The organism is Acuticoccus yangtzensis (genome assembly GCF_001927245.1).
GTDB lineage: Bacteria > Pseudomonadota > Alphaproteobacteria > Rhizobiales > Amorphaceae > Acuticoccus > Acuticoccus yangtzensis.
This window is the reverse complement of record NZ_MJUX01000004.1, coordinates 241,289-258,080: the sequence shown is the minus strand read 5'-3', so window position 1 is coordinate 258,080 and position 16,792 is coordinate 241,289. Positions and strand designations below refer to the sequence as shown.

General features: G+C 69.4%; 14 protein-coding genes and 1 tRNA gene. 7 read left to right on the top strand and 8 right to left on the bottom strand.

Features of this window, described 5'->3' with window-relative positions; all coding sequences use genetic code 11:
• Positions 1–228: 228 nt before the first annotated feature.
• Positions 229–3,957 carry a vitamin B12-dependent ribonucleotide reductase gene (locus BIX52_RS12520; protein WP_075221407.1) on the bottom strand — a complete coding sequence of 1,243 codons (3,729 nt, stop codon included), beginning with the start codon at positions 3,955–3,957 and terminating at the stop codon, positions 229–231.
• Between the two features lie 669 nt (positions 3,958–4,626).
• Here BIX52_RS12520 and BIX52_RS12515 point away from each other — a divergent pair.
• Together BIX52_RS12515 and BIX52_RS12510 are read left to right on the top strand one after the other, a co-directional pair.
• Positions 4,627–5,046 carry a DUF3830 family protein gene (locus BIX52_RS12515; protein ID WP_075221406.1) on the top strand — a complete coding sequence of 140 codons (420 nt, stop codon included), beginning with the start codon at positions 4,627–4,629 and terminating at the stop codon, positions 5,044–5,046.
• Positions 5,047–5,081: 35 nt separating this feature from the next.
• Positions 5,082–5,158 (top strand) — tRNA-Pro (locus BIX52_RS12510).
• Positions 5,159–5,396: 238 nt separating this feature from the next.
• On the opposite strand, the gene BIX52_RS12505 is transcribed toward BIX52_RS12510, so the two are convergent.
• From BIX52_RS12505 to BIX52_RS12485, 5 genes are read right to left on the bottom strand one after another with little or no spacing between them, the layout of a single operon-like run.
• Positions 5,397–6,638 (bottom strand): energy transducer TonB, encoded by a 1,242-nt coding sequence (locus tag BIX52_RS12505; RefSeq protein ID WP_075221405.1) that lies wholly within the window; start codon positions 6,636–6,638, stop codon positions 5,397–5,399.
• Positions 6,638–7,054: a biopolymer transporter ExbD gene (locus BIX52_RS12500; protein ID WP_075221404.1), complete on the bottom strand. Its 417-nt coding sequence runs from the start codon at positions 7,052–7,054 to the stop codon at positions 6,638–6,640. Before BIX52_RS12500 ends, BIX52_RS12505 begins: the two co-directional genes overlap by 1 nt.
• A complete protein-coding gene (locus tag BIX52_RS12495) occupies positions 7,051–7,455 on the bottom strand; it encodes an ExbD/TolR family protein (RefSeq protein WP_157956253.1) in 405 nt (134 codons plus the stop codon). Before BIX52_RS12495 ends, BIX52_RS12500 begins: the two co-directional genes overlap by 4 nt.
• Positions 7,456–7,492: 37 nt before the next feature.
• Positions 7,493–8,215: a MotA/TolQ/ExbB proton channel family protein gene (locus tag BIX52_RS12490; protein WP_245803188.1), complete on the bottom strand. Its 723-nt coding sequence runs from the start codon at positions 8,213–8,215 to the stop codon at positions 7,493–7,495.
• Positions 8,212–8,658: a hypothetical protein gene (locus tag BIX52_RS12485; RefSeq protein ID WP_075221403.1), complete on the bottom strand. Its 447-nt coding sequence runs from the start codon at positions 8,656–8,658 to the stop codon at positions 8,212–8,214. Before BIX52_RS12485 ends, BIX52_RS12490 begins: the two co-directional genes overlap by 4 nt.
• A gap of 465 nt (positions 8,659–9,123) precedes the next feature.
• On the opposite strand from BIX52_RS12485, the gene BIX52_RS12480 reads away from it, so the two are divergent.
• The 4 genes from BIX52_RS12480 (at position 9,124) to BIX52_RS12465 (ending at position 13,261) form a co-directional block, all read left to right on the top strand.
• Entirely contained in the window at positions 9,124–10,047 is a 924-nt protein-coding gene (locus tag BIX52_RS12480; protein ID WP_075221402.1) for an aminotransferase class IV, read from the top strand.
• A gap of 120 nt (positions 10,048–10,167) precedes the next feature.
• Positions 10,168–11,595, top strand: coding sequence for an amidase (locus BIX52_RS12475; RefSeq protein WP_075221401.1), 1,428 nt, complete (start codon positions 10,168–10,170; stop codon positions 11,593–11,595).
• Positions 11,596–11,789: 194 nt separating this feature from the next.
• Positions 11,790–12,674 carry an MBL fold metallo-hydrolase gene (locus tag BIX52_RS12470; protein WP_205647812.1) on the top strand — a complete coding sequence of 295 codons (885 nt, stop codon included), beginning with the start codon at positions 11,790–11,792 and terminating at the stop codon, positions 12,672–12,674.
• Positions 12,671–13,261, top strand: a complete 591-nt coding sequence (locus BIX52_RS12465; protein ID WP_075221399.1) for a pyroglutamyl-peptidase I family protein — start codon at positions 12,671–12,673, stop codon at positions 13,259–13,261. The genes BIX52_RS12470 and BIX52_RS12465 overlap by 4 nt, the downstream gene beginning before the upstream one ends.
• A 75-nt stretch (positions 13,262–13,336) precedes the next feature.
• Here the strand turns inward: BIX52_RS12465 and BIX52_RS12460 are convergent, their stop codons facing one another.
• Entirely contained in the window at positions 13,337–14,362 is a 1,026-nt protein-coding gene (locus BIX52_RS12460; RefSeq protein ID WP_075221398.1) for a DnaJ C-terminal domain-containing protein, read from the bottom strand.
• Between the two features lie 94 nt (positions 14,363–14,456).
• Here BIX52_RS12460 and pdxH point away from each other — a divergent pair, with 94 nt between their 5' ends.
• On the top strand, positions 14,457–15,071 hold the full coding sequence (gene pdxH, locus BIX52_RS12455) for a pyridoxamine 5'-phosphate oxidase (RefSeq protein WP_245803187.1): 615 nt from the start codon (positions 14,457–14,459) through the stop codon (positions 15,069–15,071).
• A 142-nt stretch (positions 15,072–15,213) separates the two neighbouring features.
• On the opposite strand, the gene BIX52_RS12450 is transcribed toward pdxH, so the two are convergent.
• Positions 15,214–16,716, bottom strand: a complete 1,503-nt coding sequence (locus tag BIX52_RS12450; RefSeq protein WP_075221396.1) for a methyl-accepting chemotaxis protein — start codon at positions 16,714–16,716, stop codon at positions 15,214–15,216.
• Positions 16,717–16,792: the final 76 nt, after the last annotated feature.

Sequence of the window (16,792 nt, the reverse complement as noted above, 5' to 3'; positions counted from 1 at the left end):
GACGTCCACCGCTTGCGACGTCCACCGCCTGCCGCGCCCGTCATCTGCCGCGACCACCGCCTGCGACGCCCGCCGCCTGCCGTGACCACCGCCTGCGACGCCCGCCGCTTGCCGCGTCCACCGTCAGCCGTGCGGCACCCGGCAAACGAAGCGGCGCGCCGGAGGCCGGCGCGCCGCGTGTCGTCTCAATCGTGCGCGGCGTTCACCGGGCCGGCGACGTCTCGCAGATCACGAGCAGCCCGAGGTGGAGCCGCAGGTGTCGCACTTCAGGCAGGTGCCGTTGCGCACCAGGGTGAAGTTGCCGCACTCGCCGCACGGGTCGCCCTCGAAACCCTTCAGGCGGGCGATCATCGCCTGCTCGCTGCTCGTCGGCGCGGCGGGCTTGGCCGCCGCGGCCGCGGGTGCCTCCATCTCGGCGCCCAGCAGAGCGGCCACCTCGGCGCGCAGCTCGTCGATCGGCGAGCGCTCCCCGGCCGGGCTCGCCTCTTCCAGCGGCGCCAAAGCGGTGGCGGCATTGCCGTGCGCCGCGGTCCGCGTCAGCGCGTGGGCGATCACGTCCACCGCGCGGGCCTCCGGCGCATCGGCGCGGATGAGGCGGAACTGCTGGCCGCGCACCAGACCGCGCGACACCATCTGCTGCTGCGGCTTGTCGCCCTTCACGCCGTGGCCGAGCGCGGTCGCCCCGCCGACGTCCTCGGGCGTCACGTGCGCCAGATCGTTCCGGCCCAGGTAGGAGATGGCGAGCTCGCGGAAGATGTAGTCGAGGATCGACGTGGCGTTCTTGATCGCCTCGTTGCCCTGCACCAGGCCCGCCGGCTCGAAGCGGGTGAAGGTGAAGGCGTCCACGAACTCCTCCAGCGGCACGCCGTATTGCAGGCCGAGCGAGATGGCGATGGCGAAGTTGTTCATCATCGCACGGAAGGCGGCGCCCTCCTTGTGCATGTCGATGAAGATTTCGCCCAGGCGCCCGTCGTCGAACTCGCCGGTGCGCACATAGACCTTGTGGCCGCCGATGATCGCCTTCTGGGTGTAGCCCTTGCGCCGGTCGGGCATCGACTCGCGCTTGCGGGTGATCACCTCGCGCTCCACGACGCGCTCGACCAGCTTCTCGGCCACCTTGGCGGCACGGGCGGCCACCGGCGCCTCGATGATCTCCTCCACCTCGTCCTCGTCGTCGGAGATGAGGGCGGCCGACAGCGGCTGCGACAGCTTGGAGCCGTCACGATAGAGCGCGTTGGCCTTGATGCCGAGCTGCCAGGACAGCTCGTAGGCGGCCATGCAGTCCACCACCGCGGCGTTGTTCGGCATGTTGATCGTCTTGGAGATCGCGCCGGAGATGAACGGCTGGGCGGCCGCCATCATGCGGATGTGGCTCTCCACCGACAGGAAGCGCTTGCCGAGGCGCCCGCACGGGTTGGCGCAGTCGAACACCGGCAGGTGCTCGGCCTTGAGGTGCGGCGCACCCTCCAAGGTCATCGCACCGGCGACGTGGATGTTCGCCGCGTCGATCTCCTTCTTCGACCAGCCGAGCGCGCTGAGGACGTCGAAGGCGGGATCGTCGAGCTTGGCGTCGGCGCACAGCATCTGGCGCAGCACCTTCTCGCCGATGGTCCACTTGTTGAAGGCAAAGCGGATGTCGAAGGCGGAGGCGAGGCTGTCCTCGACCGCGGCGATCGCCTCGGCCGGGAAGCCCTTCTCAGTCAGCGAGTCCGGGTTGATGTGCGGGGCGCCGGACAGCGAGCCGTGGCCGACGGCGTAGGCGATGATCGCCTCACGCTGGCTCTGGCTGTAGCCGAGCGCCTCGAGCGCCGCCGGGACCGCGCGGTTGATGATCTTGAAGTAGCCGCCGCCGGCCAGCTTCTTGAACTTCACCAGGGCAAAGTCGGGCTCGATGCCGGTGGTGTCGCAGTCCATCACCAGGCCGATGGTACCGGTGGGGGCGATCACCGTCGCCTGGGCGTTGCGGTAGCCGTACTTCTGGCCGAGGCCGAGGGCACGGTCCCACGCCGCCTCGGCGCGCTCCACGAGCGCCGCATCCGGGCAGGCCGCCTTGTCGAGCGGAACGGGGCGGGTGGCGAGCTTCTCGTAGCCGCCATTCTCGCCATGCGCCGCGCGGCGGTGGTTGCGGATGACGCGCAGCATCGCGTCCTGGTTCTCGGCGTACTTGGGGAAGGGGCCGAGGTCGCGCGCCATCTCGGCCGAGGTCGCATAGGCGACGCCGGTCATGATCGCGCTGATGGCGCCGCAGATGGACCGTCCTTTCGAGGAATCGTAGGGAATGCCGGACACCATCAGGAGGCCGCCGATGTTGGCGAAGCCGAGGCCCAGCGTGCGGTAGTCGTAGGACCGCTGGGCGATTTCGGCGGACGGGAACTGCGCCATGGTGACTGAGATTTCCAGCACCATCGTCCAGAGCTTCACCGCGTGCTCGAACAGCTCGGTCTGGAAGGCCCCGTCCTCGGCGCGGAACTGCATCAGGTTCACCGATGCGAGGTTACACGCCGTGTCGTCGAGGAACATGTACTCCGAGCAGGGGTTGGAGGCGCGGATCTCGCCCCCCGCCGGGCAGGTGTGCCAGTCGTTGATGGTGGTGTGGAACTGGATGCCGGGGTCGGCCGAGGCCCACGCCGCATAGCCGATCTTCTCCCACAATTCGCGCGCCGGCAGCGTCTTGGCGACGGCGCCGGAGGTGCGCCAGGTGAGGTCCCAGTCGCGGTCCGACTTCACCGCGTGCAGGAAGTCGTCCGTCACGCGCACGGAGTTGTTGGAGTTCTGGCCGGAGACGGTGAGGTAGGCCTCGGAGTCCCAATCGGTGTCGTAGGTCGGGAACTCGATCGAGGTGTAGCCCTGCTTGGCGAACTGGATGACGCGGCGGACGTAGTTCTCCGGCACCATCGCCTGCTTGGCGGCCTTGATCTCGCGCTTCAGGGCCGGGTTCTTCTCCGGCATGAAGCAGTCGTCGCCGGAGCCTTCGCAGTTGACGCAGGCCTTCATCACCGCGGTGAGGTGCTTCTTGACGACCTTCGAGCCGGTGACGAGGGCGGCGACCTTCTGCTCTTCCTTCACCTTCCAGTCGATATAGGCTTCGATGTCGGGGTGATCGACGTCGACCACGCACATCTTGGCCGCGCGGCGGGTGGTGCCGCCGGACTTGATGGCGCCGGCCGCGCGGTCGCCGATCTTGAGGAAGCTCATGAGGCCGGACGACTTGCCGCCGCCGGCCAGCTTCTCGCCCTCGCCGCGGATCGACGAGAAGTTGGAGCCGGTGCCGGAGCCGTACTTGAAGAGGCGCGCCTCACGCACCCACAGGTCCATGATGCCGCCGTCGTTCACCAGATCGTCGGCGACGGACTGGATGAAGCAGGCGTGCGGCTGCGGGTGCTCGTAGGCGGTCGCCGAGCGGGTCAGCTCGCCGGACTGGAAGTCGACGTAGAAGTGGCCCTGGCTGGGGCCGTCGATCCCGTAGGCCCAGTGCAGCCCCGTGTTGAACCACTGCGGCGAGTTGGGGGCCACCTTCTGGGTGGCGAGCATGTAGCGGATTTCGTCGTAGAAGGCGCGGGCGTCGTCTTCGGTGTCGAAATATTTGCCCTTCCAGCCCCAATAGGTCCAGGCGCCGGCGAGGCGGTCGAAGACGGCGCGGCTGTCGGTCTCGCCGACGGTGCGCTCGTTCTGCGGCAGCGCGGCGAGCGCCTCGTCGTCGGCCTTGGAGCGGGAGAGCCACACCGGAACCTGGTTCTCGGTGTCCTTCACCAGCTTGGCGGGAACGCCGGCCTTCCGGAAATATTTTTGCGCGATGATGTCGGTGGCGACCTGCGACCAGGACGCGGGCACCATGACATTGTCGAGGCGGAAGACGACCGAGCCGTCCGGATTGCGGATTTCGGAAACCGCGGTCCGGAACTCGATACCGTCGTAGGGGGACTTACCGTCCGTCGTGTAGCGCCGATCAATCCGCATCGTTCGTCCTTCACCAAACTAGGCCCGTCTGGGCGACAGAAGGTGCTCAGGAGGGGGTGGGGTGGCTAGGGGAGAGGGGTGCCTCGCCTGTGGACGGACGAGGTTATCCCCGGCTTCCCGAATCATCCCCACACACCACATATGGTGTCTGAGCGCCGCGATGCCACCTAAATGGCGGGTCAGCTCTTAATGAATAGTAAATTATCATGGCCGGAACGAAGGGTAAACATCGGGGCCCGACGTCGATGCGGGCGGGCTCGCTGTGGATGGCCCGGCGCCGCGGCCTTGTGGATGGCGGTGCGGCCACTCGGAGCGCGTACGGCGGCCCGCTCCGGTCCCTTAAGGTTCACCCTTAAGCGCCTGCTTGCACACCTGTTCGAGCGTTATCGGCCACTTATCAACATCGTTGTGCGCTGCGCCTTGCCAGCGGCGCGGATCCGATCCGTGGCCGCCGATTCGTGACGGCGCGATGACGGTGCCTTTACCCGCCGCGTCATGCACAGGCAGCGCGCGGCACGACGCGGGTGATTGACTGTGCGGGGCCGTTGAGACTGTGCGGTCCTGTCGTCGGGACGTGCGGCGCGGGGCGTGCATGGCGTTCGAGCGGGCGGCGGGCTATGGCGTCCTGAGACTGCGCCCCGGAGCGGCGCCGACAAGATGAGGATCACGATGACGAAGGTGAAGGTCGAGGCCGGGCCGTTTGTGTTCGAGGCGGTGCTGGAGGAGGAGAAGGCGCCGAAGACGTGCGCGGCCTTCAAGGCGAACATGCCGTTCGAGAGTCAGTTCGTGCACGTGCGTTGGAGCGGCGAGGGCGTGTGGGTTCCGCTGGGCGAGCGCGACTTCGGCGTCACCTACGAGAACCATACCAGCTATCCCGCCCCTGGGCAGATGATCCTCTATCCGGGCGGAATTTCTGAGACCGAAATCCTTCTCGCCTATGGAGGTGTGCATTTCGCATCGAAAATGGGACAACTGGCCGGAAACCATTTCCTTACGCTCACGAGTGGGCTAGAGAGCCTCCACGCCCTCGGGACGCGGTGCCTCTGGCACGGCGCACAGCCGTTGAAAATAACGCTGGCTGAGGGTTGAGCTGACAGCCGAATCCGGCTAGATGGCTCGGCACACGGAGTGTAGCGCAGCCTGGTAGCGCACCTCGTTCGGGACGAGGGGGTCGCAGGTTCAAATCCTGCCACTCCGACCACTCAATTCAATGAAAACTGGTGGGGACCATGCACTGCGCAAGTTGATGCGCGCGGTGTGACGACGATCCGTTGAAAGCCGTGCGGCGGGCAGTGATCTGTCCCGCCGCACGGCTTTTTGCGTTTCGCGGTCGGTCGTCGTCATGGCGCTGCGCTGGCGCGGGAGCCCGTCGCACGCTCTGGCGCCTGCGCGGGGCCCAACGCACGAATGCGGCGGGCCGCCGCGCCCTACTGGACGCCCTACTGGACGCGGAGGGGAATGGCGAAGGACAGGCTCGCCCGCGTGACCGAGGCGGGAAAGGCGGGGAAGCGTGTGTTGAGGGCGGCGAGGGCGGCACGGTCGATGCCGCGGTCGCCGGAACTCTCGACCAGCGTCACACCCGACACCGCGCCGTTGCGGCCGACGGTGAAGCGCACCACGGCGCGGCCGCGACCCCGCGCGCCCTGCCGCCCGAACGCCTGTGCGACGCGGGAGCGGACGGCACGCCCGTAGGCCGCCTCCGCGGCGGCGGCCTGGGCGCCGGATGTCCTTCCGCCGGTGCGCGCGGCACGGCGCGTCGTGCGCGCCTCCGCCGCCGCGGCACGGCGGGTCGCCGCGCGCTGCGCCTCGGCCTCGCGGCGCTCCTGCGCGGCGCGGCGCGCCTCGGCCATCCGGCGGGCCTCACGCGCGCGGAACCGCGCATCGGCCGCGGCTCGCTCGGCGGGCGTCGCGGGGTTGAAGAGCGGCACGGGCACGCTCTCGAAGGCGGCCATCTCCTCGGCGGTCGGCGGCTCCTGCGGCGCGTCGGGGGAGGGGCGCGCCATCGGGAAGGCGATCGTCGGATCGGCCGGGCGCTGGGCGATATCGGGCACGGGCTCGACTGTAGCCGCCTGCGTGTCTGCCTCGCCGGCGTCCTCGGCGGGCGCGGGGGGCGGCGCTTCGGCCACCGGCTCTGCCGGCGGTTCGGGGGCCGCCATCGCCACCTCGACCGGGGTGGGATCGACCGGGGGAACCTCGGCCACCTCCAGTTCGAGCGGCGCGGCCTCGGCGACCGCCACAGCGTCCGCGGGCACGATCTCTGCAGGGGCCGGCTCGGTGACGACTTCGACCGTCTCCACCGGCGCCGCGTCCACCTCGGCGGCGTCCGCCTCGACGACCTCCGCATCCACGGCCGCGGCGTCCACCGGCGCAGGGTCCGCGTCCGCCACCGGCTCCGCTTCGCTCGGCTCGACCGGGGCGGCCTCGTCCGCGTCCGCGATCTCCGCCTCGAGCCCCTCGTCGGGCGCGACGGCGGCGGCCTCGATCGCCTCCGCCTCGGCCGCCTCCGTCGTCACCTCCTCCAGCGCGGTCGGTTCCACCACGATGGTGACAGGCGTCGCCGCCGCCTCGCTCGGAGCGGGGGGCGTTCCCGTCTCGGTCATCGCCAGCGCGATCGTCAAATGGATGATCAGCGACAGGACGACGGCGGCGATCCACGCGCGGGGCGAAATGCGCAAGGCCATCAATCGGCCTCCGTGCGGCGGCGGGTGAGGATCGTCAGCGGCCGATCCGTCGCCGCGCGCAAGGCGGCGAGGCGGGCCAGCATATCGCGCGCGTCGAGCGTACGGTCGGGCACGATGGTGAGCGGCGCGCCGGGCTCCGGCGTCGCAACCGCCTCAACCCGCGCGATGGCCTCCTCGGCGGCGACGGCCTCACCCATCACGCGCAACTGTCCCCCGGCGTCCACGTAGATCGCGGCGGGGTCCAGCGCGGCGGGGTCGAAGGCGGTCGAGTCGGCGAGCTCCACCGCGGCATCGCGCGGCGCCGACAGCGTACCGGCGACGAGGAAGAAGACGAGCAGCAGGAAGACGACGTTGATGAGCGCGATCGTCGGCTCGCCCTTGTCGGCCTTGCGGGCGGGGGCGCGCAGGCGGCTCACGGCGTCTCCTCCGGGGGGGCGGCGAGGATCACCGGCAGCGCCCCGGCCTCCACCACCTCCAGCACCTCCACCAGCGCCTGAACGGAGGCGCCGCGGTCGGCGGTGAGGATCAGCCGCGCGATCCCGTCCCCAGGCAGCGCCGACAGTTCCGCGGCGAGGTCGGCGAGCGCCACGGTGCGGGGGCCGAGCGCCAGCGTACCGTCGAACCTGAGCTTCAGGAGTGCCGTGTCGCCCGCGGGCGCGGCGGCGCGGGGCGAGGCACCCGCGGCGGCGGCCACTTCGACATCGGCAAAGCGCAGGAAGGTGGACGACAGCATGAAGAAGAGGAGCAGCAGGAAGATGACGTCGATCAGCGGTGTCAGCGGCAGGCGGCGCCTCTTGCGCACGGGCGCGGCGATCACGCGCGCCTCGTCGTGCCGGCCGGGTTGAAGGCGCCCATCATTCGGCCGCGAGGGCGGCGGCATCGCCGGGGCCGCGGGGACCGGCGCCGCGCCGGGCGGGGTGGGCGAGGCGGCCGGCGCGCGACCCCGTCGCCAGGCGGCTGATCAAGGTGTCGAGCGCCACCCGCTCGTTCTCGATCCGCGACTCGAACCAGGACGAGATGACCGACGCGGGCATCGCCACCGCGAGGCCGACCGCGGTGGTGAGGAGCGCCACCCAGATCCCGCCCGCCAGGATCGACGGGTCGACCGCGCTGCCCGCCCCCTCCAGCGCCTGAAACGCCTCGATCATCCCGAGAACGGTGCCGAAAAGGCCCAGCAGAGGCGAGATCTGGGCGATGGTGTCGAGGAGGTTCACCAGTTTGCGGAGCTGGTGCAGGCGCAGCGCGGCGTAGCTCTCGGCCGCCTCGCGCGCGTCGGCGGTGTTCGTCCCCTCGGCGATCTGCAGCGCGATGACCTGGCGGCTCAGCGGGCCGCCGGAGCGCTGACGCCCGTCCGCCTCGCCGCGCAGCGCCGTCTCGACCGCACGCTCCGCCGCACCGTGGCGACCGACACCGGCGCGCGCGAACTGGGCGAGCTTGATGAGGCTGACCGCGATCATCACCACCGACAGGGCGACGAGCAGCATGACCACCGGCCCGCCGAGGGCGAGAACGGACAGGATGCCGTCCTCGGCCTGGAGCCGGGCGACGAGGCTCTGAACGATCGTTTCGAAGTTCACAGGCTGAATCCGGTGTCGGTGTTGGAGGTGGCGGTGATGGCGCGCAGGCAAACCAGCGGGTCGAGCCCGTCGCCGTCGCACGCGGTGACGTCGTTGATGAGGATCGCTTCGACGGCGGTGCAGTCGGTGCCGGCGAGGTCGAACTGGCGCACGCGCGTCTTGCCGTCGAGGAAGTGGCCGAGATTGAGCCGCATCAGCCGCTCCAGCGCGCCGCCTTTGCGGAAGATGGCGACCTCGATGCCCAGATCGTCGACCTCCACGCCCATGGCGTTGGTGGCCACGAAGGTGACGCGGCAGGCGCTCCCCTCGGTCTGCAGGCTGTTGAGCGACAGGCCGAGATTGGGCGCTGCGGGCGTCGGCGCGGCCGTCTCGGCCCACGCCGGACCGGCAAGCATCGCCGCAACGATGAAGGACGCCGCGAGGCGCGTTGAGATGAGGGTCATGCAATCGTCCGCAGGCCGGAAAGTGGAAAGGCGCCGCTGCGACGCAGGGCACCGCAAAAGCGGACTATTCCAGTCCAGAGACCAAGGCAAGCGCCGGCACTTCATCTATAATTGGAGGGATTATAAGGTGAATTTCTCTTCGTAACGATCCGAAATAGAGATGCATTCCAAGTCAAAGCGTCGGGTCGCGGAGGGCGCCCTCACACCGACATACGGACGGGCGACGGCGGCAGCGGCCAGCCGGACAGGGCGGGGGCGCGTCCGTCACGCCGGCTGACGGGAGCCGATTTGCCGCACCCGGATGCGCGCCGCACGCCCGGCGGAACGGACCATGCATGAGCGAGAACGAGGCCGGAGGCGCGGCCCGGCCGCGAGAAGTCCGGCGATGACACGGGCGCGCCGATGCACCACCATGGGCCGCCGCGGGACGATGCGGGCCGCCGGGACTGGAAAGAGAGGGATCCGATGAGCGACTACACCAAAGGCGCCGCCTATATCGACGGCAGCTACATGCCGCTGAGCGAGGCGAAGATCCCCGTCACCCATTGGGGCTATCGGCGGTCGGACGTGACCTATGACGTGGTCGGCGTGTGGGACGGCGCCTTCTTCCGGCTCGACGATCACCTGGCCCGCTTCCGCGCCTCCATGGAGCGCATGCGCATGGTGCCGAAGGAGAGCGACGACGAGATCCGCGCCATCGTCCACCGCACGGTGGCGCTGTCCGGCCTCACCCGCTCCTATGTGGCGATGGACTGTCTACGCGCCGCGCCGCCTCCGGGTGCGCCGCGCCAGCCCTCGCAGGCCCCGTCCTACATCATGGTGATGGCGATGCCGTGGGCCTGGGTCGCCCCGCCCGAGGTGCAGGAGCGCGGCGTGCGGCTGATGATCCCCACCGTGCGGCGCATCCCGGCCACGAGCGTCGACCCGCGCGGCAAGAATTTTCACTGGGGCGACCTCACCGCCGGACAGTTCGAGGCGGAGGAGGCGGGGGCCGACTTCGCCGTGCTGCTCGACCATGACGGCAACGTCACCGAGGGCGCAGGCTTCAACGTCTTCTGCGTGACGGACGGGCGCGTCGCCACCCCCGCGCGCGGCACGCTGGAGGGCGTGACGCAGAAGTCGGTGATGGAGCTGTGCGAGGAGATGGGCCTGCCGCTGGAGGTGCGCGACATTTCCGCGGAGGAGTTCCGCGAGGCAGACGAGATCTTCCTCTCCACCACCGCCGGCGGGATCATGCCGGCCTCGCGAATCGACGGGCGCATGCTGGGCAACGACAGTCCCGGCCCCGTGTCGCTCGCCCTGAAGGCGCGGTTTTGGGAAAAACGGGCCGAAGGCTGGCACGCCACGCCTGTGGATTACGCCGCGGCCGAGGCGAGCGCTGCGGCCTGACGGGCGCCGCACGGCCTGAGACGGGGGCGGACGGCAACGAAAGCGATGAAATGGAATGCCGCCCCTTTCCCTGTGGGGCAGGCGGCGCCATGATCCCGGCCCGTTTCAGGAGACCCTTCAATGACTGAGCCCGCAGATCTCGACGCCACGGAGGCCCGCCGCCTCATTGGTGCCAAAGCCTTGTCGCCTGTGGAGCTCCTCGACAGTTGCCTGGCCCGCATCGCCGCCACCAACCCGAAGGTGAATGCCCTCGTCACCGTCGACGAGGAGGGGGCGCGCGCCGCCGCCAAGGCCGCCGAGAAGGCGGTGATGGAAGGCAAGCCCCTCGGCCGGCTGCACGGACTGCCGATCGCGGTGAAGGACAACCGCGACGTGAAGGGCATGAAGACCACCCACGGCTCGCTGCTCTACAAGGACAACGTGGCGACGGAGGACGACCTCGGCAGCCAGCGCCTGCGCGCCGAGGGGGCGATCCTGTTCGCCAAGTCCAACCTGCCTGAATTCGCGGCCGGGGCGAACACCACCAACCGGCTGTTCGGCCCCACCGGCAACCCGTTCGATCTGACGAAGACGTCGTCCGGATCGTCGGGCGGCTCGGCGGCGGCGTTGGCGGCCGGCATGTGCCCGCTCGCCACCGGGTCGGACTATGGCGGGAGCCTCAGAACGCCGGCCGCCTTCTGCGGTGTGACCGGCTTCCGCCCGTCGCTGGGCCTCGCCCCGTCGCCTGACATGGGCGCCTATCTCTCCCCCTGGGGCGTCAACGGGCCGATGGCGCGCACCATGGCCGATGCCGCGCTGCTCCTCTCGGTGCAGGCGGGCTATGATCCGCGCGATCCCTTCTCCCACCCGGCCGACGGGGTGGAGCCGAACATTCCCGCCGTCGACCTCGCCAGCGTGCGCCTCGCCGCCTCGGCGGACTTCGGCATCGCCCCTGTCGCGGGCGAGATCAAGGACGTCTTCAACGCGCGGGCGGAAGGGCTCGCCGGTGCGGGTCTCACCGTGGAGGCGGCCTCGCCCGACTTCGGGCCGGCCCACGAGATCTTCGAGATCACCCGCGGCATCGCCTTCCTGGTGCAGCACCACGACCGGGTGATGACCCAGCGCGGCGACCTCGACCGCAACGTGATCGACAACACCGAGCGGGGCCTTACCTTCAAGGCGGTCGAGATCGCATGGGCGCAGCGTGAGCAGGCCGCCCTCTATCGCCGCTTCGTCGCCTTCTTCGAGCGTTACGACGCGCTGATCGCCCCGGCGGCCGCCGTGTCGCCCTTCCCGCACAGCGAGCTCTACGTGAAGGAGATCGACGGGACGCCGATGGAAACCTACATGCGCTGGCTCGCGATCACCTACATTCCGACGATGGCCTTCGCCTGCGCGGCGGCCATTCCCTGCGGGCGCGACGGGCATGGCCTGCCGTTCGGCCTTCAGGTGATCGGCCCGCGCGGGGCGGACCGCAAGGTGATGGCGATCGCCGCAGCGCTGGAGGCCCACTTCGCCGCCTCGGCCGACACGGCGCGCCCGGTGCCGGACTTCGCAGCGCTCGCCTGACGCCGCGGGCGTAGACGCAAAGCGCGGCGCCTCGGGCCGACCCATAGGCGGCCACGGGGTGCCGCCTATGGCGAGCCTATGTCATCACGGACCGCCGTCCCGGCGACGATTGGAATGGAACGTGTATCGCGAGCACCATGCAAGAGAGCCGGATGCAACAACGCCGGATGCCACAGAGCCGGAGGATACGACGCTTGAGTTTTGACCCGCGCCATGGCGAGGCCGTCGACCTCGGCAACGGCATCGTGCGCATCACGGCGGCCAATCCCGGCCCCTATACCGGGGCGGGAACCAACACCTACCTCGTCGGCCGGGACCGGCTGATGCTGATCGACCCCGGCCCGCATCTGCCCGAGCATCTGGCCGCGCTGGACCGCGCCATCGGTGGGCGCACCGTGTCACACATCCTCGTCACCCACTCCCACCGTGACCACATCGCCGGGCTCGCACCGGTGCGGGAGATGACCGGCGCGCCGATCGTCGCGGAAGGGCCTGCGCGGCTGGGGCGTGCGCTTCATCCGGGCGAGGATGACCCGACGCCGGGCTACCAGGACCGCCTGTTCCCGATCGACATCGTCGTTTCCGACGGCGACGTGGTGGACAACGGCGAAGTCAGCCTCACCGCGGTGACGACGCCCGGCCACGCGCCCGACCACGTCGCCTTCGGTTACGGCGACGACTTCTTCAGCGGCGACCACGTGATGGGCTGGTCGACCACGGTCGTGTCGCCGCCAGAGGGGTCGATGCGCGCTTACGTGGCGTCGCTGGAAAAGCTCATCCCCATGGGCCACACCCGCTACATGCCCGGCCATGGCGACATCATCGAGGACCCTTCGCGTATCGTGTCAGGCATCCGCAGCCACCGGCTGATGCGCGAGCGGGCGATCCTGCAGCGCCTCGCCGAGGGGGACCGCACGATCAGCGACATCGTCTCCAGCCTCTATGCGTCGATCGACAAGCGCCTGTTCGACGCCGCGGCGATGTCGGTGCAGGCGCACTTGGAGATGCTGCTGGAGGAGGGCCGCGTGTTCGCGGACGGCTACGGCCGCTCGGCCCGCTGGCGGCCGGTGGCGGCATGATCGTCACGCTGCGCCCGCGCCTTCTGGTGACCGGGTTCGGCTCCTTTCCGGGGATGCCGCAGAACCCGACCGAGCGGCTGGTGACAACGCTGGCCGAGGCGCCGCCCGCCGGGGTGGACACCCTGCGGCTCGACACGCTGTGGAGCGTGAGCGAGACGCTGCCGCCGCTCGCCGCGCGTTACGACGCGGTGCTGATGTTCGGCGTCGCGGGCGGCGAGACGATGATTCGCTACGAGCGCGTGGCGACGCCCTATGCGTGCGACAAGCCGGATGCGGCGGGCAAGCGCCCCGGCCGCCTGGCGCGCCACCGCTACACCATGTTCGACGTTCCGGAGCTGGTGCGCGAGGCGCGGGCGGCGGGCTTTCCCGTGCGCCTCAGCCACAGCGCGGGGGACTATGTGTGCAACGCCGGGCTGGGCGCGGCGCTGGCGGGCAACCCGAAGGTTCTCTTCGTCCATGTGCCGATGACGACGCCGCGCGGCCCGCTCAGCGATGCGGGGCTTGTGCGCCACGCCCGCTGGCTGATCACCGAGGTGATGGACATTTTGCGCCACGACACGCGCAAGGCCGTCCCCGCCACAGCGTGAGCGGGCGCCTGCGCGCCGCGGACGTGTATCCGGTCAGCGGCTAAGGCAGCCGCCGAGGGGCCAGCCGCTGAGGCGTCAGCCGCTGCGGGGTTGGTAGGGGGCGTCCTCACGCCAGCGGCGCATCATGTCGAGGAAGTCCTCGGGCAGGTCGTCCGGCAGATCGATCTGCAACGTCACCAGAAGGTCGCCTCGTCCGCCCGACTTGGTGGGGAGGCCGAGCCCGCGCAGCCGCAACGTCTTGCCGCCGGAGGAGCCCGGCGGGACGGTGATGTTGACCGACCCGTTCAGCGTCGGCGCCCGCACCTTCGCTCCCAATGCCGCGTCATAGAGCGTCACCGGAAGGTCGAGGCGCAGATTCTGCCCCTCGCGCTGGAAGATCGGATGCGCCGCGATGCGCAGGGTGAGGATCGCGTCGCCGGGGCTCCCGCCGCCGGGGCTCTCGTGCCCCAGCCCGCGCAGACGGATCTGCTGGTCCTGCTCCGCGCCCGCCGGAATTTTCACGTCCACCGTGCGGCCGGTGGGCAGCGACACGCGCAGCTTCTCGTCGCTCGCGAGATCGTCCAGGGTGACGGTGACGACGACGTCGAGGTCCTGGCCGCGTTCAGCCGCACCGGCGCCGCCGAAGCCCGCGCCGAAACCGCCTGCGCCGCCCCCTGCGCCGCCGCGCTCGCCCCGTGCGGCTCCGCCCATGAACTCGCGCAGGATCTCGTCGACCCCGGCCGCGCCTTCACCGCCGCCGCCGGAGGAGAAGCGCCACGTGCGCCCGCTGCCGCCGGTGTTCTGCGATCCGCCGCGCCCGAAGCCGGAGAATCCGCCGAATCCGGCGAAGGGATCGCCCGAGGACGCGCCGGAGCCGAACCCGGCGTGGAAGCGCGGCTGTCCCGCCGCGTCGATCTCGCCGCGGTCGAACTTGGCGCGTTTGTCCTTGTCGCCGAGGATCTCGTACGCGGCATTGACCTCCGAAAAGCGCTCCTGCGCCTTCGGGTCACTCGAATTCGTGTCAGGATGGTAGCGCTTGGCCAGCCTGCGGAAAGCGGACTTGATCTCGCTCTCCGAGGCTGACTTCGATATGCCAAGCACGGTATAGGGGTCGCGCGCCATCACTGGTCCAATCTTAGCGGCACCGGCGGTCCGGCGCCTCTCCATCCATTTGAGGTGCTGTCATGAAGACACCCATATGTAGTGCGGCTTGGTCGTGACCTCTAGCCTTACCGACGAAGTGATCGCAGCGGGGCAAACGCCCGACCCGTTCGATCTGTTCACCGTGTGGCTGCAGGAAGCGAGCCAGACCGAGCCCAACGACCCCACCGCGATGACGTTGGCGACGGTGGATGGCGCGGGCCTGCCCGATGCCCGCATCGTCCTGTTGAAAGGGCACGACCACGACGGCTTCGTATTCTACACCAATCGTGAAAGCACCAAGGGGCTGGAACTGAAGGCAAATCCGCGGGCGGCGCTGCTGTTCCACTGGAAGACGCTGCGCCGGCAGGTCCGGATTCGCGGGGCCGTCAGCCTGGTGACGGACGCCGAATCGGACGCCTACTACCGCTCCCGCCCCCTCGGCAGCCGGATCGGCGCGTGGGCGTCGGACCAGTCGCGGCCGGCTGCGAACCGCGACGAGCTCGTCGCGCGGGTCGCCGCGCGCGAAGCCGAATTTGGGGATAACCCGCCGCGCCCGCCTCACTGGGGCGGCTACCGCGTCACCCCGGAGACGATCGAATTTTGGGTGGATGGCGAATTCCGCCTCCACAACCGATTCGTCTACCGGCTGGAGAACGGCGGCTTCACGGTGCAGCGCCTCTATCCCTAAACGCGCCGGACGCCGCACGCCGAGCACCCGGCGCGCGCGCCGAACACGAAAAGGCGCCGGGCGATCGCTCGCCGGCGCCCGTCTGCGTCATCATCGGCATCCGCGCGGGGCTGCGCCGCGCGGATCGTCTTCGGCGCGATCCTCAATGGACCGCGTCGGACACCTTGATGGACCTGTACATCTCGCTGCCTTCGCGCGCGTAGCCGTTGGCGCTCGCCACCGCCGTGGAAATGCGGCTGAGGTCGTCCGTGATCCCGTGCACCGAGGCTGCGGCCTGGTTCATTCCGGCGGCGATGTCGCGCGCGGCGGTGGTCTGCTCCTCGACCGCCTCCGCCGCCACGTTGACGCTTTCTTCCACGTCCTCGATCGCACCGGCGATGCCCTTCAGCACCGACACGACGTCTCCGGCGACGGACTGCACCCGGTCGATGTCCGCGCCGATCTGGTTGGTGGACTTCTCCACCTGATCAGCGAGCGACTTCACCTCGGACGCCACGACCGCGAAGCCCTTGCCCGCTTCGCCCGCACGCGCCGCTTCGATCGTGGCGTTCAGCGCCAGAAGATTGATCTGCCCAGCCACCTTGGAGATGATCTCGACGATCGACGTCATCGAGTTGGCCGCCTCGGAGAGGGCGGAGATGTGCCTGTCGGCGGTCTCCGCCTGCGAGTTCACGTGGCCGACGGCCGAGCGGGACTTCACCATCGCGTCGGCGATGCGCCGGGTGGTGGCCTCGAAATCCTGCACCGCGTCGGCGACCTGGCGGACCATCTGCGAGGTCTGCGTGGCCGTCGAGGAGGCGGACGTCGAGCGGTCGTTGGCGCTGGAGACCGCCTCGACGATCTCGCCGAGCTTCTTGTCCACCTGGGTCGCGACGGTGGCGGAGTTCTTGCGCAGCAACACCTTGTCGGTGATGTCGGTCGCGATTTTGACGACCTTGAAGGGGCGGCCGTTGAGGTCCAGCACCGGGGAGTAGCTCGCCTCCAGGAAGAGCGGCGAGCCGTCCTTGCGCAGCCGCTCGAACTCGCCCGCCTTCACTTGGTTGTTCAGCAAGTCGGCCCAGAAGTTCTTGTAGTCGCTGTCCGACATGACGTGCTGGGGCACGAACATCCGGTGATGTTTCCCCGGCAGCTCGTCCTTGCGGTAGCCGATCGCCTTGCAGAAGACGTCGTTGGCTTCGATGATCTTTCCGGCCGTGTCGAACTCGATCACGGCGTAGGCGCGGTTGATCGCCTTCACGCGGGCGAGGCGGGCCGCCTCCTCGGCGTAGGCCGCGGTCATGTCCGTCGCCATGACGACGTGCTTGATCTTGTAGCGCGCGGCCTCGACACCATACCAGCGGATGTTGATTTGGCGCGTATCGCCGGACTTCGTCCTCATCTGCCCCAGGCGGATCGCGAATTGCGACTTCTTGACGTGTTCGAGGATCGCCTTCTCCGCGGCGGCAGCGTCACCGGTCGGCGTGAACACGTCGAAGAAGGGCTTGCCGACGGGATTGTAACCGAGAACATCGAGCGTATTCTCGTTGCATTCGACGATCTTATAGTTGCCGTCGAGCAGGAGCTGGACGTTGGCTGCCGTCAGTCCTTCGAGAAGAACCTGGCGGGCACTGCCGGACAGCGCTTTGCTGAAGAAACCTTTCGACATAGTAACGTCTCACCCTCCTACCGGTGGTGAGAGAGTGCGCGATCCAGCTTGGCCGGACCTTGAGACGGGACCGTTC

Coding starts and splice junctions, on each gene's coding strand:
- BIX52_RS12450 (WP_075221396.1), bottom strand. CDS start 16,716: ATGTCGAAAGGTTTCTTCAGCAAAGCGCTGTCCGGCAGTGCCCGCCAG.
- BIX52_RS12515 (WP_075221406.1), top strand. CDS start 4,627: ATGACGAAGGTGAAGGTCGAGGCCGGGCCGTTTGTGTTCGAGGCGGTG.
- BIX52_RS12475 (WP_075221401.1), top strand. CDS start 10,168: ATGACTGAGCCCGCAGATCTCGACGCCACGGAGGCCCGCCGCCTCATT.
- BIX52_RS12485 (WP_075221403.1), bottom strand. CDS start 8,658: ATGACCCTCATCTCAACGCGCCTCGCGGCGTCCTTCATCGTTGCGGCG.
- BIX52_RS12460 (WP_075221398.1), bottom strand. CDS start 14,362: ATGGCGCGCGACCCCTATACCGTGCTTGGCATATCGAAGTCAGCCTCG.
- BIX52_RS12480 (WP_075221402.1), top strand. CDS start 9,124: ATGAGCGACTACACCAAAGGCGCCGCCTATATCGACGGCAGCTACATG.
- BIX52_RS12465 (WP_075221399.1), top strand. CDS start 12,671: ATGATCGTCACGCTGCGCCCGCGCCTTCTGGTGACCGGGTTCGGCTCC.
- BIX52_RS12520 (WP_075221407.1), bottom strand. CDS start 3,957: ATGCGGATTGATCGGCGCTACACGACGGACGGTAAGTCCCCCTACGAC.
- BIX52_RS12505 (WP_075221405.1), bottom strand. CDS start 6,638: ATGGCCTTGCGCATTTCGCCCCGCGCGTGGATCGCCGCCGTCGTCCTG.